The sequence below is a fragment of the Microbulbifer sp. MCCC 1A16149 genome, from assembly GCF_050368945.1.
Classification (GTDB): Bacteria; Pseudomonadota; Gammaproteobacteria; order Pseudomonadales; family Cellvibrionaceae; genus Microbulbifer.
The window spans coordinates 3,860,006-3,880,415 of record NZ_CP185959.1; the positions used below are offsets into that span (position 1 = coordinate 3,860,006).

The following is a 20,410-nucleotide window of genomic DNA, read 5'->3' on the forward strand; positions in this document are numbered from 1 at the left end:
ACGCAGACCTCCGCAACCGGTGACCAGTATGGCCCCTGCAAAAAAGCCCGGCCCCAGACAGACCGCCAAACATGCCTTCTCCGGCCGCTTCAGCGATATGGACCTGCGCTTGCTGCGTGTCTTCCGCGAAGTGGTGCGCGCGGGTGGGCTGGCCGCAGCGGAAGTGGCGCTCAACATCAGCCGCTCAACCATCAGCGTGTACCTTTCGGACCTGGAAACGCGACTCGGTATGCAGCTGTGTATTCGCTCCCGGGGCCGTGCCGATTTCAAACTGACCCCCGAGGGCGAAGCGCTCTACCAGGCTATCGAAGAACTGGACGGGCATCTGGCCAGCTTCAGAAGCCAGGTCAACGCCATCCAGTCACAGCTCACCGGACAATTGCGAATTGTCCTACCCGACGACATGCTCGCCATGCCCCAGCTGGACATGCCCGCCACCATCGCCCATTTGCGAGACCGCGCACCCCAGCTACAACTGGAAATCAAACTAGCCGCGCCCCAGGAACTGGAACTGGAAATCCTCGGCGGCCGCGCGGATGTCGGTATCAACCCCCTGCACTCCCGTCGCCCCGGCCTCAGCTATCACCCCCTCTTCAGCCACCAGTCTCTACTCTACACCTCCGCCAGCCATCCGTGCGCACGCCTGCCTGAAACCGATGAAGAGATAATCACCCAGCAGGAACTTGCCGCACCCGATCACGCCGTCCTGTCAGGGGCTGCGCACCTGTACAGACTGTTCCCACACAAGAGCATTGCCAACCATATGGCCGCACGGCTGGCGATGATCTTATCCGGCAAATTCATCGGTTTTTTACCGGCATACCTGGCGGAAGAATATGTTGAACGAGGGCAACTGATTACACTTAACCCCGACAGGTTCCGCTATCAGATACAGAATGCCCTGACGTTCAAGAGCAGCGCAGCGGAACAACCCGCAGTACAACTATTCCTGGAGCTTCTGGTGGTAAAGGGGTAACCACAGGACAGAACGGAACGAAGACCAGGCAAACTGAAAATTTCAAGGAATACCTACGACCGCGAAACGGGAACCGGAAAAATGAACAGGGAAAACTTTCTAAACGAAGTGGAGCGCCGCTTTACGTTTGCATTCAAGGCATCCAAAAGTGGCCACCCCATACCGGAGATAGAGCGCCATCGCCTTCAGGGGTTTATGCAAGCCGGGGTGTTTTTGGGGCTCTGTAATCGCAGTGAACTCAATACAATTATGGAAAATACGCATATGCGTATATTTCACAAGTCCATTCAGGAGCGAAAGCTGAGCGCGCCGGTTTCCTGGATTTACGAGGAAACCGACTACAGCATTTACGATACGCCGGCGTTTACACGAAGAAGTTGACAGAGAAAAGGCCGAGAACCCTTGTAGCGCCGTGAGCAATCGGCGCCGCCGTGGATGGACTAACCTTTCCGACAAGCTCCGCCCCGAAAGGTCAACCCATGTTGAAAGATACGCAAGGCAACCCGCTGACTGGCACCACGGCAGATACCGCTGATCTCTATGAAAAAGGGATGCGGGCATTCAACCTGTATAGTGAAGACCCGTTTCCGTATCTGGAGCAAGCCATCGCGCAAGCACCAGAATTCGTTATGGCCCTCCTGCTACAAGCGTATATGTACGCCACGGCCACTGAGCCGGAGGCAACACAGGCCGCGCGCGCGGTACTCGACACTGCCCGCAAACTCCCTATGAGTGACCGGGAAGCTTCACATGCTGTTGCACTACAGCAGCTAATCGCCGGCAATTGGCACGCTGCCGCAGAACATCTCGATTTTCACAATGCACGCTACCCGCACGATCTGGTCGCTATCCAGTGCGGTCACCTGATGGACTTTTACCGTACCAACGGCCGCAATCTGCGAGATCGAATCGCGCGGGTGTTACCGCACTGGTCCGCCGAGATTCCCGGTTATTCCCTGCTCCTCGGCATGTATGCGTTCGGACTCGAGGAGTGCGCTGAATATGCCCGCGCGGAAGAATACGGCCACCGCGCTATAGATCTGGAACCCTTCGATTGTTGGGCACATCACGCGGTGACGCACGTGCTGGAAATGCAGGGTCGCGCCAAGGACGGTATCGCATGGATGGAATCCCGGGAGCCGTTCTGGGCTGGCAGGGAAAATTTTTTCAAGGTTCACAACTGGTGGCACCGGGCACTGTTTCACCTGGATCTTGAAGAGATTGACCAAGCGACCGCGCTCTACGATCAAAAGGTACGCGCCGATTCCAGCTCCATGGCACTGGATCTGGTGGATGCTTCAGCACTGCTGTGGCGCCTGTGGATGCTGGAGGTGGACGTAACCTCACGCTGCAAAGAGGTTGCCGGTTGCTGGCTACCCCTCGCCGATGGGCATACCTACCCGTTCAATGACTGGCATGCGGTGATGGCCTACCTCGGCGCCGGACAATCCGAGCAGGTGGATGCGGTCATCAATAAGCTGCGCGAACAAGCAGATTCACGAAACGATGTGGAACGCTGGGCCTACCAGACCGGCCTGCCACTGATAGAAGGGTTTACTGCCTTCGCGCGCGGTCGCTATGCTGAGGCCGTGCAACACCTGCACGGCGCTCGCTATATATTCCAGCAGTTTGGTGGTAGCCATGCGCAGCGCGACATCATCGACTGGACGCTCGCAGAAGCCGCCATACGCAGCGGTGAACGCGCCCTCGCGGAAGCATTCACCAACGAACGGCTGGCGCAAAAACCGGATAGCCCGATGCAGTTGGCAACACTGTTGCGCGCCACACAGCTGCCCAGATAGTGTATCGCCGCGGTGCTGCCAGCAAGTACGGCACCGGCAAGACTCCCTCGCTACCTCCTGCGCCCAGTTAATCCTCGCAAACTCACCTTGCCGGGTTTTACCCCGCCCGGCGCACCCTCTAAAATGCCGGACCTCGCCTTTATCCAGGTGGGACAGGAGCGCAACCTTGCGCCTTTCCATCTATTACCTCGAGCTGCCGAAACCCGGTCAGGTAAAAGGTAAACCCTGCCCGGACAAGCTGAAGGAGAGCGAAGCGCAGTGGTAGGCTTATGCCGAAGCACCGCTTCTACACGAACGTTGAGACATAGGAAGTTCACAACAATGTACACCCCCAAACACTTTGCCATCTCAGACCGGCAGGAGCTGTTGCGGTTTATGAAACGCAATGCCTTCGGCCAGTTGATCTCCAGTCACAACGATCGCCCCGAGGCCACCCATTTACCATTCTTGCTGTCGCAGGATGGGGAACGCCTGCTATGCCACCTGGCCCGTCAGAATCCGCAACTGGACTCCATCGATGAGCAACAGGTACTAATCGTCTTCAACGGTCCCCATGCGTATATCTCGCCACGCTGGTATCACTCACCGGGTGTTCCAACATGGAACTATCAGTCGGTACACGTCTATGGAACCGCCCGCACATTCAGTGATGAAGATCGATTGATGTCGTTTGTCAACCAGCTTTCTGAAAAATACGAGGCCGGTGCCGAAAATCCCTGGCAGCCGGAATACGCTCCGAAAATGCTGCGCGCGATTGTCGGTGTGGAAATTGAAATCACCGAAATTCAGGGAAAATACAAGTTAAGCCAGAACCGGCCAACAGAAGACCGACAGCGCGTGGTGGAAGCACTGCAGGCGGAAGGGGAAACTGCCATGGCCGAAGCCATTGAACAATGGAGTACACCTTGAGCGTTACCACTTACTATCTGGAAATGAGCGACCGCACCCAACTGAATGCCAAGCCCTGCCCTGCAGGGCTGTCGGTAGTGGAAGCCGAAGAAAAGGAGTTTCGATTCAACCGCTATCTGTACCAGCTGGTGGGCGAGCCCTGGCAATGGAATGACAAACTGAAAGAGTCCGACGAGACCTGGCAGGACTATGCGGAACGCGATGCACTGCGCACCTGGGTGGCCTACTACCGCGGCACAATCGCCGGTTATTTTGAGCTGGAGAAAGAGGCCAATGGCGACGTACAGATCGCCTACTTTGGGCTAGCGCCGCGCTTTATCGGCCGCGGATTTGGCGGACATCTGCTCAGCCGGGCACTGCGGGAAGCATGGGACTGGGCGCCGTGTAAACGCGTGTGGGTACACACGTGTACCCTCGACCACGAAGGGGCACTCGCCAATTATCAAGCGCGCGGCATGACCATCTATCGCACCGAGGTGGAGATCTGAGTACAGGTGAAATTTTTCCCGGCAGAAATATTATGTATGTTTTGAATACGCTCGCCGAAAATTCCGCATTACTTGTGGCGGCAATCTATGTAGCACTCAGTCTCAGTACTTTTACGCTGTATTACTTTGATAAATCTGCAGCACGTTCTGGTCGCCGTCGCATCCGAGAGCGCACACTACATATATTTTCTGTCCTGGGCGGCTGGCCCGGTGCACTGGCGGGCCAGCAGCTTTTCCGGCACAAGACTCGTAAACAGCCATTCCGCTTTCTTTTCTGGTGCAGTGTATGTGTGAATCTCGTCATAGTGGGCTGGTTTTATGTTGGCGATATTTCAACTCTGGCCAGCTGGATCAATGAAACCCTGTGACTTGACCGGCTTACTTCCGCTTAACAACCGTTAGTTCATCAAAAGCGTACACTGAATAATACTGCACTCGCTTGACGCCCCATTACGAAGGAACGCATCATGAAAATCAGGACTCTCTCCGCACTTGCCCTCGCACTTACCTGCAGTGCCAGCTGTTTTGGCAATCAACTACTGCAAACTTCCACCACCTGGGCCGGCGAGCAGTTGGTATACCCCGACGGACAGGCACAGATCACCTCCGAAAAACTGCGCATTCCCGCCGGCAAGACTTCGCCGTTCCATTGCCACCCGGTTCCCACCATGGGATATATCCTCAAGGGCGATGTGCAGGTGGAGACCAAAGACGGCAATAAAACGCTGCTAAAGCAAGGCGAGTCCGCAGTCGAGGTACTGAAAACTCTGCACCGGGGTACCGCGGTAAATGGCGATGCGGAAATTATCGTCTTCTATGCTGGCGCCGAGGGTATTCCCACAACCGTGATGGCTGGCAGCGATTCGGATCACACACTGTGCACGCACTGATCAGAACCAGCATAACAACAGAGGGAGCAAGACGATGATCGTGCCGGAATACTGGGCGGAAGCAAAATTACGCGAACGCATTAACGGCTCGCAGGTGACCATCAAGCGCTTTGGCTGGTCGGACGAGAGTGAAGCTGCTGCACAGGCCCACGCAGACGAACGGGCTAAAGAAGCGATGGCGCGTGCGGAGCGTGGCGAGAAGGTGCGACGCATCGATCACAAGGTGGCTTACAACGGCGCCGAGGGCCTGCCGATCCGCGAGGAAATCATCGAAAAGCAAGGCGACATCGTCATCACCCGCAATACCTACGGCGCCCTGTGCCTGAACACGCCGGACGTACTGTTTGCCGATATTGATCTGGATACCTCGCCGCCGGGCACACTGATTCGCGCCGTATTGATCGCTCTGCTTGCCGGCGGTGCAGTTGCGGCTTACTGGTATCAGTCCTGGTGGATGTTGCTGGTTTTTGCGGTTCTAGGCATGTCGCTCACCTCCGTTATCAGCGAATTTCTGCATCGCCTCTATGTCCGCTTCAAGGGCGGCGCAGAAGAGCGCGCACTCGGAATCATCGAGGACTACGCCAACAAGCACCCGCAGGCACACTTGCGACTCTACCGCACGCCCATGGGCTTTCGCGTACTGGCCATGCACCAGACCTTCGAGCCCGGCAGTGAGGAAGCAACCCAGTTGCTGCATGACCTAAATGCGGACCCCCTGTATGTCCGCATGTGTAACAACCAGCATTGCTTCCGCGCCAGAGTCAGTCCCAAACCCTGGCGCATTGGTATGGAGCGACTGGGGCCACGCCCCGGGGTATGGCCGATCCGCAGCGAACGCATGCCGGCACGCGCGCTGTGGGTAAAGAATTACAACAAGCTGGCAGATGCATTTTCTGCCTGCCGCTTTGTGCGCACCCTCGGCAGTGGCAGCACCATCATGAAGACCCGCGAGGTTCAATCCCTGCACGACCGGATGAGCCGTGCCGATGCCAACCTGAAGCTTGCCTGAGGGAAATAACACCGCCTATGAATATCGGAATTTTCATTTACCCGGATGCCGAGGTCCTCGACTTCTCCGGGCCGTTCGAGGTGTTTTCTACCGCGAATCGCTTGTCGAGCATCGGGGAACCATTTGTACCGCTGCTGATCGCGGAAACCCTGGATCCTGTTGCTGCACGCGGCGGATACAGCGTAAACCCGCGCTGCACGATGTACGACCACCCGCCATTGGACGTTCTGATCGTTGCCGGCGGTGTGCATACGGAAGTCATGAAAAATACTGCGGTTACCGACTGGGTTGCACACATCGCCCGGAACGCCCAGCTGGTGGCGTCGGTGTGCACCGGAGCATTCGTTCTGGCCGAGGCCGGGCTGTTGCGAGGTCTTTCTGCGACCACACACTGGGAAGATATTCCGGAGCTCAAATCCGGCTACCCGGATGTGGCGGTGATCGAACAGCAGCGCTGGGTAGACCAGGGCCAGATCGTTACCTCCGGCGGCATTTCCGCGGGCATCGACATGAGCCTGCATCTTGTTGCACGGCTCGCTTCCGTGGCGCTGGCAGAGCGCACCGCACGGCAAATGGAATTCGACTGGCGACACAATGCTGAGGACTGAGATGCAGGTAGAGATCGTAACCTTCCCACAAACCCCGGTGGCCATGGTCGAGCACTTGGGACCACCGGAGCGGGAACACGAGTCCATTATGCGCCTGGTGGCCTGGCGCAAAGCCACCGGCTTGCCGCCATCGCACGAGCATCGCAGCTACGGGCTGCACTATAACGATCCTTCCGCGGTGCCGCCTGCGGAGTACCGGGTGGACCTGTGCGTATCGTTTGAAGGCGACATCGCGCCCAATACATTCGGTGTTGTTAGCAAGGTGATTCCACAGTTGCGCTGCGCACGGGCACGACACCTGGGATCACGCCATCGGGTAACCACTGCGGACTATCTGTATCGCGAGTGGCTGCCTCGTAGCGACGAGCAGGTGGCGGACTATCCGATTATTTTTCACTACGTGAACGTCGGCCCGGATATCCGGGAAGAGGATATGATTACCGACGTCTATATGCCCCTGCGCGAGAAGTAATTGGCGATGAACAAATTGTCTGAAAAGCAAAAGATGCTCGCTGGAGAAATGTACAGTCCGGCGGACCCGGAACTGGTGGAACGCCGCTTGCGCGCGCGACAACTGAGTGAGGAACTCAACTGCACCAGCCAACAACAGCCCGAGCGCCGCGCTGCACTGCTGCGAAGCCTGCTCGGTTCAGCCGGTGAGAACCCGCATATCGAATCGCCATTCCACTGCGACTACGGTGAAAACATCCATGTGGGTGAAAACTTTTTTGCCAATTTCAGTTGCGTGATTCTGGATGTTGCCGAAGTGCGTTTTGGCGACAACTGTATGCTCGCGCCACAGGTGGGTATTTACACCGCAACACATCCGCTCGATCCGGTGGAAAGGCGCAGTGGGTTGGAATACGCCCAACCGATCACCATCGGTAACGACTGCTGGATCGGCGGAATGGCGGTGATCAATCCGGGCGTGACACTAGGCAACAATGTTGTGGTCGCTTCCGGTGCCGTCGTTACCAAAAGCTTTGGCGATAACGTGGTCATTGCCGGTAATCCAGCGAAGGTAATCCGTACCATTTAGGTCCGATTCTGCAAACGTATTCTCACAAACCCAGCCCTGCGCTGAAAAACCCGCCACTTTCCGCCCCCTCTTTTATCGTACAAAAATACAATATTAGTTAGAATCCTGCGTCCGCGGATGTGCTCCGCGGTACATAGCTGCCTGTAACGCGCTGTAGCCTCCCATCACATCTGTATTCCGATGTCAGGTTGTCGTTTGAAGTCTCGCGGCTTCACAACAGTGAAGGCGCATCGTCCTCGATGCGCTCCAACCCAAAATAATTAAATAAGACAAGGAACTAGATGATGAGAAGAATCTTTTTCTCAATTGCATTGGTGCTGTTATGCGCCAATGCGTCGGCACTGGACAATGGCAGGTATGTCATCGTCTCCAAACTCAACGGCAACGCCCTGGACGTCGACAGTTTCGACACCTCAGACGGCGCCAACGTGATGACCTGGTTTACCCTGGGTTACAACAACCAGCAGTTTGATATCACCCAGCTGGGTGATGGCAGCTACTCCATTCGCCCGGTGCACAGTAACAAGTCTCTGGACGTGTGGGAGTGGAACGCGGACGACGGCGCGGAAGTACGGCAGTGGACCTATAATGGCGCAGATAACCAGCGCTGGTGGATCGACTATCAGGGCGATGGCTACTACTCCATCATCTCCAAGTTCAGTGGCAAGGCTATCGATGTGTGGGGCGTGAGCATGTATGCCGGCGCAGATGCCCGCCTGTATAACTACTGGGGTGGCCCGGGACAGCTTTGGACGCTGCAGAGAGTCGGCAGCTCCAGTGAGTGTTATGCCGGTGCAACACTCACCCACCGCTTTGTAGACTGTGGCGGCAAGACCATTGGTCTCAGCTGCTCCGGTGACAGCGAGAGCCAACCGCCAGTGCTCACCCTGCACAACTCTTCCATCCGCAATGTGAAACTGGCGGCCAACGGCGGATCCGACGGCATCCACTGCACCGCCGGCAACTGCACCCTGGCGGATGTGCAGTGGCATGATATCTGTGAGGATGCGGCCACCAACAAATCCGAGGGCGGAACCATGACCATCGTCGGCGGCCACGTTTACAACTCCGCAAGCGGCGGTTACGGCGGCAAGCCGGACAAAATCTTCCAGCACAACTCCAAAAACAGCACCACCATTGTCGGTGGCGGCTTTACCGCATTTGGCGAAAACGGCAAGCTTTGGCGCTCCTGTGGCAACTGCACCGACAATGGTGGACCGCGCAACCTGCTGGTCTACGATGTAAATATCGATGGTGAAATCGGCTCCATTGCCGGTGTGAACCGCAACTACGGTGATGTGGCCACCATCAGAAACCTGCGCATCAAGGACTACAGCTCCGGTAGCCCTAAAGTCTGCGAGGAATACCAGGGAGTACAGAAAGGCAGCTCGTCCACAAAGTACGGCGAGTACTGGAATACCTACAACTGCGATGTTTCCCCTTCCGATGTAAGCGGGCTCTGATAACCCGCACAGCGTTGGATTTTCGAGACCGGGCATCCCGCCCGGTCTTTCCCTTCTCCAGCGAAAAGAGGTTGAGCCGGTACGGGTGGATGCATACACCGGTAAATGCTTTACCTTTTTCAGCGATCCGGATGGACTGCCGCTGGAGCTTTACGAACTATAAAGCGGCAATAAAAAAGGGGAGCCAGGCTCCCCTCAAACTACCCCACCAATCGGCGGGTTAAATGGCTTGCTATCAAGGTGTTGCCTTGGCGGCAGTACCCGAAGACGCATGCGTCTTATTCTTCACCATCGCATTGCCCTGGATTTTCGCGTTGTCAGCCTTGGACGGCTTCAGCTCCGCGAGCATATTTTTCATCTGGTTGTACTCGGCCTCGCTGGTCAACTCCAGCATCAGCGGCTGAGCCACCTGCGCGAAATACTCCGCGTCTTTCTGGTTGTACAGTTCCTGCGCCATCCACTGGGCGATATGCAGTTCGCGGGGTGCACGCAGGTAGGCCTGCTCGAGCATTTCCACATACTGCTTTTTCGGGTATCCCAGCATTTCCATGGTGATGGCCAGGCCGTACCAGTTCATCGCCTGGTCTGCGTGGTTGTTCACCAGATTCACAAACTGGTCGCGGGCCTTTTTCAGCATTTCCTTGCTGCGGTCGCCACCGAAGGAACTGATTTCCCGATTCAGCCACAACCACGCCTGGGCTTTCTGGTACCAGAAGTTGTTGCGATCAGACGGCGGCACACGCGCCAGCAAATGGACAGCGCTGTCAAAATCACCCACACGAGTAGCCGCATCGGCGCGAACCGCAGTCAGTTCGGGTGTGTAAAAGTCGTTGCGCTCGGCGTACTTCACCATCGGTTCCAGGCTGGCGAGGTTGTAGCCGGACTTCACCAGGAAGCGCGCGAGTTCAACCACGGTTTGCTGGCCGCTCATTGCCTTTACCTTGGGACGCACAGACTTGAAGTTAGCCGGTACCTCGCCACGGGCCATGTCAAAGCGACCGTCCTGGAACTGTGCGTTGTACACCTTCTCGATCTCACCGATCGACATGCCCAGGTTTTTGCTCAGCGCCTCAACCGGGTCGGCACCGTTGTTGTAATCCTTGACGAACTGCTTGAACTCTTCGGTCTTGCCACTCTTCATGACAATCCAGTGGGCCAGCATCCAGCCGCTGGCATACACGCGACCTTTTTCTTCATCCGGTGTGTTGTGCACCGTAGCGCGCAGCAGCTCCTGCAGGGGCACCGGTGCGGTGTACAGCAGGGTCATGGCGCGCTCACCGGGGATAGCACCAATCTGGTAAGCGCGGCCGGGACCAAAGGTCATGGTGGACATGAATTCCGCGAAACCTTCGCTGTACCAGTAGGGGTAGTGCGTGGTGGTGCCGTTATAGCTCAGGAAGTGGGTGTATTCGTGGAACAGGAATTCCCGCGCTTCCAGCTGACGCTCACCGGTGCGGCCGTCCAGGTTCACCAGAGCATAGCTACCCTCGGCGGTGGTATCGAACAGGCCGTTGGTCAGCTCGGACAGATCGTCGCCCACCAGTCCCGCGTAGCTTTCGCGGTCGGCAGCAGCGTAGATGGTCAGTTTGGCGCCATCATCGTTTGCGCCCAGCAGGCTCAGAGCCACCGCGCGGTAGCGCTCCAGATCTTCCGCCAGAGAGCGCACGGCCGCCGGGTCACCGTTGGTGACGATGCGAAAGTTAGCGCTGTCAATTTCGTACCAGGTGTCTGCCGCCAGGTTATCTGCCAGCGTTTTACCTGCAAACAGTAATGCGCTGGAAAATATGACTATGGAAGCAATGAATCGTGAAAACATATTCGGGCCACCTGTGGTTTCGCTGAATGTGCAACTGGCTGTTTTTTAAACAACCTTGCGCGAAAAACCACAATACCGGTTTTCACTGTATAAAAAAAGAACAATCTTAAAGGAGAACCTGTAATTCACCCTGAGCATAAGCCGGTCACGAATTTTCCTGAACCAGGCGGCAATCCGTAGTCACAAGATGACTCTAAAGTTCTACGTTTAGCTATACGCCACTGACTGATAAATCATTCACAGTCACAAAATGTCGGGGTTCTCTCGCCCGACCAGCCCCCTAGACTCGGAAATCCGGTCGGCCTTAAAGGGTCGGCCGGAGCGATGCTGCTGTAAATAAAGAAAATAAATACAGAGAGAAAACCATGAAGACTTTCGTCCTGCCGGCGCTGCTGGCCGGTGCCCTGTGCACCGCATTCACCCCCACCAGCCAGGCCGACCCCACCTTTATTGCCGACCTCGACATCACCAGCTTCGACGGTACACAGATCGACGCCAACCTGTTTATCCCGGAAACACCCGCGCCTGCCGGCGGCTACCCCACAGTACTGTTCACCAACAGCTGGGTGCTCGACAAGCATCAGTACCTGCTGCAGGCCGCAGCGCTTGCCGACAACGGCTACCTGGTGATGAGCTACTCTACCCGCGGCTTTGGCACGTCAGGAGGCCTGGTAGACGTAGCCGGTGACAACTCTATCGCCGACGCCAGCGTATTGATCGACTGGCTGGAAGCCAACTACCCGGTAGACAAGCTGGGGATGGCCGGTATCTCCTATGGCGCCGGCATCTCGCTACTCACCGCGGCACAGGATCCGCGCGTCGATGCCGTCGCCGCCCTGTCTGGCTGGTCCGACGTTATTGAAGGACTCTACCCGGGCAACACCGTCAACCTGGTGTGGGGCACCATCCTCACCACCACCGCGTTCAACCTCGATCCGGAAGTGGACACCATCTGGGCCAACCTGCGCGCCACCGAAAACATCGAGGACGTAAAGGAATTCGCCGCACCCCGATCCGCACTCTCCTACGTGCCCGACCTGAACAGCAACGGCACCGCCGTGCTCATGTCCAACAACTTCGCCGACTACCTGTTCAAGCCCAACAGCATGACCCAGCTCTACAGCCTGCTGGACGGCCCCAAAAAACTGCTACTAAACCCAGGTACCCACGCCGTCACCGAAACCCTCGGCGGTAACAACGGCCACATCTGGGCCACCACTTTCCGCTGGTTCGACCATTACCTCAAGGGCGACGCCAACGGTATCGACAGCGAACCCAAGGTCGACATGACCGTGCGCATCAGCAACGAAATCGAACAGTTCGCCGACTTCCCGGTAACCGACAAACAAACCCGCTATCACCTGCACCCCAGGTTTAGCTACTTCAACAACGCCAGCATGAAAACCAGCCCTTACAGCGGCTGGAACTGGAGCAACGACTTCCACGGCGGCGCCGACACCAAAGCCGGCACTGGCATTCCCGTGATCTCCGATGCCCTTGAAGGCTTCGGCATCCCTGTGTACACCAACATGACCGGCATCAACGGCTACTACGCCATCGAATACAACTCGCCGGTACACTGGAGCACCTTCAAAATCCGCGGCACCCCGAAACTGGAGATGTGGATAAAACCCAGCAAGCCCGAAGTGCAACTCCAGGTACACCTCTACGACACCGGCCCACTCGGCCTCGGGCGCCTCATCACTCACGCGCCTCTCACCCTGCGCAACGCACAGGTGGGCCAGACACAGAAAATCTCCATGGAACTCTTCACAACGTCCTACGACGTACCACCGGGGCATGTGGTGACACTCGCGATCGATACCGAGGGCGCGATTTACCAGAAGCTTGAAGACAGGAATTATGAAATTGAAGTGCCTTATCGCAGCAGCAAGCAGTCGGTGCTGACAATTCCACATTTGTAATCCGTCGCGGGAACAAGGCACTGAAGTAACAGGGTAAGGCCGGGTGCTGGGTATTGGTTTTCAAAAGCGTCGGCGACAGGGACGTCGCCGACGCAGCGTACAGGGAAGTATTCACAGCGGTTTTGAAAACCAATACCCGGTGCCTGGCCGCCACGGTGCCCGCTACAAAGTACTTGTAAAAAGAGCCACTGAGCTGGCAGCGGGCTCATCCTACCCCACCCACCCTGCAAATCACCCCACCCAACCCGCTACAATAGGAAAGACCAGCGAACCAACCATTCCAAAGCAAAGATTGACCATGCGAATTCTTTCCCTTCCGGCGCTACTTGCCGGACTGATGCTCCTCACCGCCTGCGGACCCGACAATAAAACCACCGCAGACAAACCCGCAGTGCAGTCCACCGCCAGTGAACAAGCGGCCGCCAATGAAACCGCCGCACAAGCACCCGAACCCAGCGTCGAAGAGCAGCCACCCGCCGGCAAACTCCCCGACGGCGTGCGCCCCACCGCCTATCGCCTCGACCTGAACCTGGACCCGCGTCAGGAACAGTTCGGCGGACAGGTAGAAATCGACATAGAGATCGACGAAGCCACCGACCACATCTGGATGCACGGCAACAATATCGACGTCACCGATATCAAAGCCCTGGTCCCGGGAAAAGAAGCCCCGGTCTCCGCCCACTACCGGCAAATGCTTGAAAGCGGCGTCGTGCGCGTGGACTTTGCCGGCGGCGTACCCGCCGGAAAAATCACCCTGCGCATCCAGTACCAGGCACCGTTTGATAAAAACCTCGCCGGCCTGTTCAAGGTCGAAGAAAAAGGCGAGGCCTACGCACTGGCCAAATCCGAATCGATCCAGGCCCGCCGCTTCCTGCCCGGCTTCGACGAGCCGGGGCTCAAGGCCACCTACGACATCAGCCTCATCATTCCCAAAGGCTACAAAGCCATTGGCAATGCGCCGGAAACCAGCCGCACCGACGCCGGCGACGGTATGGAAAAGGTCACCTTCGCCCAGACCCGCCCCATGCCCACCTACCTGCTGTCCCTCGCGGTGGGCCCCTTCGATGTGGTCGAGCGCCCGGCTATCCCCGCCAACAAATACCGCAAGCACGAGTTGCCCCTGCGCGGCTTTGCGCGCAAGGGCCGCGGCAAGGACCTGAAGTACATCCTCGACGTCACCCCCGAGATGCTGCGTATTTTCGAAGAGCAGCTGCAGCGTCCCTATCCGTTCAAGAAACTGGATATCGTCGCCGCACCCCAGTGGCCCAGCGGTGCCACCGAACTCTCCGCCGCCATCACCTACCGCGAGCAGCGCATCCTGGTAGAGGGCGACGAACCGGCACCCGGCCTGCGCCTGGCCCTGCTCGGGGTACACGCCCATGAAATCGCCCACATGTGGTTCGGCAACCTGGTTACCCCACCCTGGTGGGACGACCTGTGGCTGAAGGAGGGCTTCTCAACCTGGGGCACCCCGCTGGTACTCACCCTGATGGAACCAGACGGCGGTCACGACCTGAACGCCGCGGTGCGCGCTATCAGCGCAATGAAGCTGGACTCACTGGCCAGCACCCGTGCCATCCGCGAACCCATCGTGGATAACAACAATATCCGCAACGCCTACGATGCCATCACCTACGCCAAGAGCCTCGGCGTGATCCACATGGTGGATGAATTCTTCGGCGCGGAGACATTCCGCCCGGCACTCGGCCGCTATATCGAAACCTTTGCCGACGGCGTCGCTGATTCTCCGGACTTCTACAGGGTCATCGGTGACGAGACCAACAGCCCGCAGCTCACCGATACCTTCCGGAGTTTTGTCGAGCAGAAAGGAGTTCCGCTGCTGCAGGTCAACATGGATTGCAGCAAGGATGATGCCGCCGCGGTGCGGATAACGCAGCAGCGCTACAAGCCGCTCGGCTCACCTATCGCCGATAGCGGCCAGCAGTGGAGTATTCCGTTCTGCATGCGCAGCAGCTCCGGCGTTGCCCAGTGCGAATTCCTGACCGAAAAGGAACAGGTCATCGACATTTCCGGTGGCCAGTGCCCGGAATGGGTTCTGCCCAACGCCAATGGCAGCGGCTACTACCGTTTCTCCATGGATGAAAAGTCATGGCAGGCCCTGCTCGCGCAATTTGCCGAACTGGCGCCAACCGAGCAGCTGTCGGTGATCGACAGTGCCTTCGCCGCTTTTGAAGCCGGGCAGTTGAAATCGAACACGCTGTTTGAAGTGTTGCGCCTGTCCGCAAACTCCGACAAGCGCCAGGTGGTCGAAGCACCGCTCGGCTATCTCGCCAAATACGCGGACCACTATGTGGAGCCACAGCAGCGGGATAACTGGCAGGCATTTCTCGCCAAGCTCTACCGGGAGAAAGTAAAGTCCCTGCAAGACAGCGGCGACAATGAAAACAAGCTGCTGTACAGCGAGCTGCTCGGTTTCCTCGCGGTGGAAGCCAAGGATGCGGATGCGCGCAAGTTACTACAGCAGAAAGCGGAGAAATTTATCGGCTTTAACCAGTCCCGCGATCCCAAGGCGCTCAATTCGGATCTCTACCAGAGCGCACTGACTGTTGCGGTGCAGGATTCCGGCAAGGCATTTGTGGAGAAGCTGATTGAAGTGCGCAGCGAACTGGACGATCCCCTGTTCGACAGCGCCAGTGCCAATGCACTGGGGCGCGTGACCGACCCGGCGCTGCTGCACACCGTCCAGCAACTGGCACTCAGCGATGACATGGGTGCACGGGAAGCCTTCGGCCTGATCAGCAATGCCCTGGCTGAACCGGCGCTGCAGGCAAAAAACTGGGACTGGCTGCAGCACAACTTCAGCGCAGTAGTTGCCAAGATCCCGGAACAGTGGCGACGCAACACCCCGCGGTTTGCCGCCAACTTCTGTGATGCCAACACACTGAAGCAGGCTCAGGCGCTATTTACCCAGCAACAGAAACTGGTGCCGGGCTACCAGCGCGCCCTGTCGCAGACCGAGGAGAGCATCAACCTGTGCGTGGCACTGAAAGATAAAGGGCAGGAACTGGTAGGAAGCTTAAAGTAGTTTTCCTTATCAATAAAAATGGCAGCTTCCGCTGCCATTTTTTTCATACTCACCCATCGAAATCGACACCCTCTCGCCGCAGGATTTCCTGCATCGGTATCAGTTCCTTGCCATAGTGTTGCCACTTGTTCACGGAGGTTAGGTAGACCGGCTGCCGGACCTGAGCGGCACTGGCTGTGGCTGTTCCCGTATGGTCCCGATAATAGGAATCAAGAATCCTATCGCTCCAGGCAAGATCACAGGCCTGATACAGGTTCCGGCCCTCGCGTGCCAACTCAGCGACCAGCCTCTCATAGTGAACGTCGATCACACGCTCGGGAAATATCTGCTTCCAGTGGTGCATGAGCTTCCGGTAGCCACAGTAATATTCCGCCATCTCTACCTGATCATAGGAAAATGGATAGGCGCTTTTGAACAGAGTTTTATAAATGGCAAAGCAGGTATCCATCGGGTTCCTGCACAAGTGAATGATCTTCGCCCCGGGCAGCGCCCGGGCAATCCAGCCGAGATAGAGAAAATTCATCGGATTCTTGTCGATGATCCGGCGGCCTCCAGCCAGTTGCGCGCGCGTTTTCAACTGTCGGACATAGGCAGAACCAACCTCGGCAATATTCAGGTTTTCGGCGGCATCAAGAATTGGATTCTGTCCATCACGGCCATCGCTGGCCCTGCGTGCCTCACGCAATAGCATGCGGGCAAAGGTATCCGGCTCACCCGCAGAAACCACATCGCCAGCGGCACAAAGCACGCGGTCCAGAAGCGTGGAGCCAGTGCGCGGCATACCGAGGATGAAAATGATTTCCTGCCCCATCGATTCGGGAACCGATGGCTGATCCAGAAAATTTTTATCAAACGCATCCGCAATGCCCTGCATCACGGAGAGGTCGCGATCCAACTGGTAATCAATGCCAGACCTGCGCGCGCCGCACCCAAGCTGCAGCGCATCGAAACTCGCAGAATACTCTCCGAGGTCCTCATACTCTTTCGCCAGCGCAAAATGCAGTTGTACTTTCGCAACCTGAGGAAGGTCCGCTCGAGACAGTCGCTGCTGAAGCTCTCGCACATGATTGTGATCAGGCGTCTGCTTGCGCAGATCCGAGCGATTTTTGTAGGCCTCCCAGTCATCCGGATTCAGCGCGAGCACGCGGTCATACAATACTTCGGCACGCTCGAGTTTGCCCATGGCGCGGTTTGCCGCCGCGCAATTGAACAACAATAGCGGATCATCTGGCCGTTCACGCAGAGCGGCTTCAAAGGCCTGAAGTGCACTCCCGTGAGATTCGCACAAGGTAAGCAGGTAACCCAGTTGGGATAGCAACGCCAGATCGAGCTGTTCCACTGGCGCGAAGTCCGCAGACTGAAGTACACGCAGCGCACCCGCCAAATCTCCCTCGCGCACGAAAGCGGTTGCCAGGTGCAACTGTATCGGACGACGCCGTTCGACACTGTCGGGAAATAGCCCCAGTGCCTGTTGCAGCTGATCTCTCGCCGCGGAAAACTGACCGCAACCGATCAGGATATCCGCATACAAACGCCGACCACTGCTAAACCCCGGGGAACAATCAATGACCGTCTCGGCAGCGTCCCGCGCCGCAGCTAATTTGCCCATACGAAACAGTTCACGGGCCTTGGTGTAGGCTCGCTTCGCTTCACTGCTTGGCTCAGAACCAAATTCAATCTTCGGCTGCATAATCACTGCTGTTATAACGGAAAAATTGAATGGCCAGTTTACCGATATCTCCCCAATAAAAAAGCCGGCCAAAAGGCCGGCTAAGTGCCACACAGTGAAGCAACAATGAACCCTTAGAAATGGTAGCGTCCGGAAACACCCAGGGTGCGCGGCAAACTGATATAGTCTTTGGATGAGTTGCCGTAGAAGTTCTCTGCCGGGTCGGTTCCCATATGGGCCTCGGTCAGAGCACCGGTCACACCATCTTCGTTGAAGATGTTTTTCGCATACAGGGTGGCGTCCCAGGACTCGGCTACCAGAGTGCTGCTCACATTCCACAACTGGAAAGCGTCAAACTCAGCCGCCGTTCTTCCTGTACCGATGGCGTTGGTGGTTTCGGACTGATAGTAACCGTTCAGGCGGCTGACCAGGGTGTAGGCACCTACATCCGTGGTGTGATCCATGGAAACCGACAGCGTATGCTCGGCGGTTCCCGGCAGCGCCGCCCCTGACTCGGCCACAATGTACTCTCCGGTTACGCCACTGCCTCCGAAGTTGCCATAGGGCTGGTAGAAGTCCGCGGTCAATTCTGCATCCACGAACGCGTAGCCGAGGCTGTAGCCAATGCTTTCGGTCAGGTCACCCTGCAGCTCGACTTCAAGCCCCTGGGTTCTCGCCTCATCACCATTGACCGCGGCGAAGAAGCCCCAGTTCGCGGTCGAGGTATTGAGCTGGGGATCACTCCAGTCCATGCGGAACAGCGACACGGTATAGCGCAGCGTATCCGTTGCACCTTTTACACCCAGCTCGTAGTTCATCACCTGGTCCGAGCCGTACTGCAGGTAGTCAGGGCTTTCCGCGAAACCCCCGGTCAAGGGCACCGCATTGGCGCCGCCGCGGCGATAGCCCTCAGAGACCGTTGCGTACAGCATGGTGTCCCCACTCATATCCCAGGACACATTCGCTTTCAGCAGGGTGTCATTTTCCTTGGTAGTGAAGCTTGCGCGGGTATCTTCCTCCGGCTCCGGCCAGATGGGTAGCTGCAGCACACTGTCATTAGTGAGCTCATTGTCAAAGTGACGCAGCCCCAGGGTCATGCGGAAAGTGTCTGAGAAATTGAACGTGGTTTCCCCGAAGATCGCCGCATCGGTAAAACTCTGGTTGCGGCGGAAGTAGAAATCCTGATCCTGTACATTGGCGCCATAGAATGCGAAATCTTCGGCAACACTATCGCCAACGCCCCAGGCTGACGGAGCTTCGGCTGCCCACGCCGCCCAGCCTGGCATATAGCTGTTCTGGCCCGCCTTGCTCTCCTGGTCCATGTAGAAGAACCCCGCAACCCAATCCACAAACTGATCGCCATTGGAGACCAGGCGAATTTCCTGAACCAGGGCGCTGTCGTCGTAGAAGCGTTCGGCTCTTGCCAGCGGTCTCGGCGAACCACCGTAGTAGGCACCGAACCAGTCGTTCTGTGCGTAGAAACCGGAGTTGTCACTGATGGCGATGCCATCGTGGGAGTAGCTGGAAGTACTGGAAGTAAAGGTCGCGAACCCCATATCCAGTGATACTTCCAGAGCGGTCAGCGACACGTCGCGCTCGGAAGGCTCCAGGGTCACCGCGCCGTTTTCATAGTCATCGTAGAAGGCTTCCTCTCCGCTGACCCAGTTGCTGCCCCGGGTAACCTGGCGGCGGCCACCGATTTCGTCGCTCTGCATCTGGTGGGAAAGCTGCACGCTCAGTTGATCGTTCGGCTCGATCAGCAGCGACGCGCGGGCGTAGGTAATATCGACGGTATCGGCGTCTTCCACACTGCGAAATTCCGGGGCGCCGTTGGCAATGTCACCGCCCTCGGCCACAGGTGCACCCTGCGCGTCGAGTGCGTACACATTGGTGTAATCGACAATACCATCGTTGTCGATCATGCCCGCCGAAGCGCGCAGTGCCGCTTTGTCACCCAGCGGAATATTCACCAGCGCATCCGCGCTGAAGTTGTTGCCAGCCGAGCCTTCTGTCTGGCTGACACTGCTGCCGACTTTTGCTTCAAAACCTTCCATTGAAGGTTTCTTCATGATGTAGCGGACGGTGCCTGCGAGGGAGCCGGAACCGTACAGCGTACCCTGCGGGCCGCGCAATACTTCCACGCGCTCAATATCCTTGAGGATAAAGTTGCCATACAGCGGGGTATCGTCCACGTAGGTTGCTACCGTGGGCACTGCCGATAGGGGAACATCACCGTTTGCGCCACTATCGACGTTCATGCCGCGAATAATGACACCATTGACGGTACCGGAATTCCGGTAACCGCGATCGACAACCGTCAACCCAGGGACGCTGCGCATCATTTCTGCGGCGTCGGTAATCTGGCCGGCTTCCAGCTCATCACCGGCAACGGCTGAAATGTTGTAGGGAATATCCTGCACACTCTGTGCGCGGCGCGTCGCGGTAACGATGACTTCCTCAATCATTTCGGTACTTTGCGCCTGCACCAATTGCGGAATGGCGAACAACGTACCGGCGGATACGCTCGCAACAGCACTGGCCAGAATGGACTTGCTGAACCCCTGCTTGATTGGTTGTTTCATATTGCCCTCTGCTAGGTTTGGATCTCTTATTCTCGGGTTTCTCTGCTGGCCAGAACGCGCCGGCTGTTGTTGTAACTGGTTTTTATAACTGGACCCTGGCCCATACCTAGTGCCAGTTAGTCTATATCGACTGGTCCAGTTTTGCGGTAGTGAACATTCATCCTGTGAAAGTGAATTTATTTCAGGCC

At 57.1% G+C, this 20,410-nt stretch carries 17 protein-coding genes; 14 read left to right on the forward strand and 3 right to left on the reverse strand.

The features are described from left to right. The first annotated feature begins 28 nt into the window (after positions 1–28). From ACONT6_RS15875 to ACONT6_RS15930, 12 genes are all read left to right on the forward strand, one after another. Positions 29–976, forward strand: a complete 948-nt coding sequence (locus ACONT6_RS15875; protein WP_428819397.1) for a LysR family transcriptional regulator — start codon at positions 29–31, stop codon at positions 974–976. An 81-nt stretch (positions 977–1,057) separates the two neighbouring features. Then, complete coding sequence (locus tag ACONT6_RS15880) at positions 1,058–1,357, forward strand: hypothetical protein (RefSeq protein ID WP_428819398.1); 300 nt, start codon at positions 1,058–1,060, stop codon at positions 1,355–1,357. Positions 1,358–1,455: 98 nt separating this feature from the next. Next, positions 1,456–2,778, forward strand: a complete 1,323-nt coding sequence (locus ACONT6_RS15885) for a tetratricopeptide repeat protein (RefSeq protein ID WP_428819399.1) — start codon at positions 1,456–1,458, stop codon at positions 2,776–2,778. A gap of 321 nt (positions 2,779–3,099) precedes the next feature. After that, positions 3,100–3,687, forward strand: coding sequence for an FMN-binding negative transcriptional regulator (locus ACONT6_RS15890; protein WP_428819400.1), 588 nt, complete (start codon positions 3,100–3,102; stop codon positions 3,685–3,687). Further along, complete coding sequence (locus ACONT6_RS15895) at positions 3,684–4,175, forward strand: GNAT family N-acetyltransferase (protein WP_428819401.1); 492 nt, start codon at positions 3,684–3,686, stop codon at positions 4,173–4,175. Before ACONT6_RS15890 ends, ACONT6_RS15895 begins: the two co-directional genes overlap by 4 nt. Positions 4,176–4,207: 32 nt before the next feature. Beyond that, positions 4,208–4,543, forward strand: coding sequence for a DUF1294 domain-containing protein (locus tag ACONT6_RS15900; RefSeq protein WP_428819402.1), 336 nt, complete (start codon positions 4,208–4,210; stop codon positions 4,541–4,543). Between the two features lie 99 nt (positions 4,544–4,642). Continuing rightward, positions 4,643–5,065: a cupin domain-containing protein gene (locus ACONT6_RS15905; RefSeq protein ID WP_428819403.1), complete on the forward strand. Its 423-nt coding sequence runs from the start codon at positions 4,643–4,645 to the stop codon at positions 5,063–5,065. Positions 5,066–5,099: 34 nt separating this feature from the next. Beyond that, entirely contained in the window at positions 5,100–6,074 is a 975-nt protein-coding gene (locus ACONT6_RS15910; protein ID WP_428819404.1) for a hypothetical protein, read from the forward strand. A gap of 17 nt (positions 6,075–6,091) precedes the next feature. After that, positions 6,092–6,682 (forward strand): DJ-1/PfpI family protein, encoded by a 591-nt coding sequence (locus ACONT6_RS15915; RefSeq protein WP_428819405.1) that lies wholly within the window; start codon positions 6,092–6,094, stop codon positions 6,680–6,682. Then, on the forward strand, positions 6,669–7,154 hold the full coding sequence (locus ACONT6_RS15920) for an AraC family transcriptional regulator (RefSeq protein WP_428819406.1): 486 nt from the start codon (positions 6,669–6,671) through the stop codon (positions 7,152–7,154). The genes ACONT6_RS15915 and ACONT6_RS15920 overlap by 14 nt, the downstream gene beginning before the upstream one ends. A gap of 6 nt (positions 7,155–7,160) precedes the next feature. Then, positions 7,161–7,721, forward strand: a complete 561-nt coding sequence (locus ACONT6_RS15925; RefSeq protein WP_428819407.1) for a sugar O-acetyltransferase — start codon at positions 7,161–7,163, stop codon at positions 7,719–7,721. Positions 7,722–8,002: 281 nt separating this feature from the next. Beyond that, positions 8,003–9,184 (forward strand): pectate lyase, encoded by a 1,182-nt coding sequence (locus tag ACONT6_RS15930; protein ID WP_428819408.1) that lies wholly within the window; start codon positions 8,003–8,005, stop codon positions 9,182–9,184. Between the two features lie 235 nt (positions 9,185–9,419). Here the strand turns inward: ACONT6_RS15930 and ACONT6_RS15935 are convergent, their stop codons facing one another. Continuing rightward, on the reverse strand, positions 9,420–11,000 hold the full coding sequence (locus tag ACONT6_RS15935; RefSeq protein WP_428819409.1) for a hypothetical protein: 1,581 nt from the start codon (positions 10,998–11,000) through the stop codon (positions 9,420–9,422). A 365-nt stretch (positions 11,001–11,365) separates the two neighbouring features. Here ACONT6_RS15935 and ACONT6_RS15940 point away from each other — a divergent pair, with 365 nt between their 5' ends. Continuing rightward, on the forward strand, positions 11,366–12,925 hold the full coding sequence (locus tag ACONT6_RS15940; RefSeq protein WP_428819410.1) for an alpha/beta fold hydrolase: 1,560 nt from the start codon (positions 11,366–11,368) through the stop codon (positions 12,923–12,925). 298 nt (positions 12,926–13,223) lie between these two features. Next, the gene (locus ACONT6_RS15945; protein ID WP_428819411.1) at positions 13,224–15,971 is read left to right on the forward strand and encodes a M1 family aminopeptidase; all 2,748 of its coding nucleotides are present in this window, start codon (positions 13,224–13,226) and stop codon (positions 15,969–15,971) included. Between the two features lie 49 nt (positions 15,972–16,020). On the opposite strand, the gene ACONT6_RS15950 is transcribed toward ACONT6_RS15945, so the two are convergent. Further along, complete coding sequence (locus ACONT6_RS15950) at positions 16,021–17,661, reverse strand: sulfotransferase (protein ID WP_428819412.1); 1,641 nt, start codon at positions 17,659–17,661, stop codon at positions 16,021–16,023. 113 nt (positions 17,662–17,774) lie between these two features. Further along, a complete protein-coding gene (locus ACONT6_RS15955) occupies positions 17,775–20,222 on the reverse strand; it encodes a TonB-dependent receptor (protein ID WP_428819413.1) in 2,448 nt (815 codons plus the stop codon). Positions 20,223–20,410: the final 188 nt, after the last annotated feature.

Coding starts and splice junctions, on each gene's coding strand:
- ACONT6_RS15915 (WP_428819405.1), top strand. CDS start 6,092: ATGAATATCGGAATTTTCATTTACCCGGATGCCGAGGTCCTCGACTTC.
- ACONT6_RS15905 (WP_428819403.1), top strand. CDS start 4,643: ATGAAAATCAGGACTCTCTCCGCACTTGCCCTCGCACTTACCTGCAGT.
- ACONT6_RS15925 (WP_428819407.1), top strand. CDS start 7,161: ATGAACAAATTGTCTGAAAAGCAAAAGATGCTCGCTGGAGAAATGTAC.
- ACONT6_RS15945 (WP_428819411.1), top strand. CDS start 13,224: ATGCGAATTCTTTCCCTTCCGGCGCTACTTGCCGGACTGATGCTCCTC.
- ACONT6_RS15880 (WP_428819398.1), top strand. CDS start 1,058: ATGAACAGGGAAAACTTTCTAAACGAAGTGGAGCGCCGCTTTACGTTT.
- ACONT6_RS15910 (WP_428819404.1), top strand. CDS start 5,100: ATGATCGTGCCGGAATACTGGGCGGAAGCAAAATTACGCGAACGCATT.
- ACONT6_RS15930 (WP_428819408.1), top strand. CDS start 8,003: ATGATGAGAAGAATCTTTTTCTCAATTGCATTGGTGCTGTTATGCGCC.
- ACONT6_RS15900 (WP_428819402.1), top strand. CDS start 4,208: ATGTATGTTTTGAATACGCTCGCCGAAAATTCCGCATTACTTGTGGCG.
- ACONT6_RS15920 (WP_428819406.1), top strand. CDS start 6,669: ATGCTGAGGACTGAGATGCAGGTAGAGATCGTAACCTTCCCACAAACC.
- ACONT6_RS15935 (WP_428819409.1), bottom strand. CDS start 11,000: ATGTTTTCACGATTCATTGCTTCCATAGTCATATTTTCCAGCGCATTA.
- ACONT6_RS15950 (WP_428819412.1), bottom strand. CDS start 17,661: ATGCAGCCGAAGATTGAATTTGGTTCTGAGCCAAGCAGTGAAGCGAAG.
- ACONT6_RS15940 (WP_428819410.1), top strand. CDS start 11,366: ATGAAGACTTTCGTCCTGCCGGCGCTGCTGGCCGGTGCCCTGTGCACC.
- ACONT6_RS15955 (WP_428819413.1), bottom strand. CDS start 20,222: ATGAAACAACCAATCAAGCAGGGGTTCAGCAAGTCCATTCTGGCCAGT.
- ACONT6_RS15875 (WP_428819397.1), top strand. CDS start 29: ATGGCCCCTGCAAAAAAGCCCGGCCCCAGACAGACCGCCAAACATGCC.
- ACONT6_RS15890 (WP_428819400.1), top strand. CDS start 3,100: ATGTACACCCCCAAACACTTTGCCATCTCAGACCGGCAGGAGCTGTTG.
- ACONT6_RS15885 (WP_428819399.1), top strand. CDS start 1,456: ATGTTGAAAGATACGCAAGGCAACCCGCTGACTGGCACCACGGCAGAT.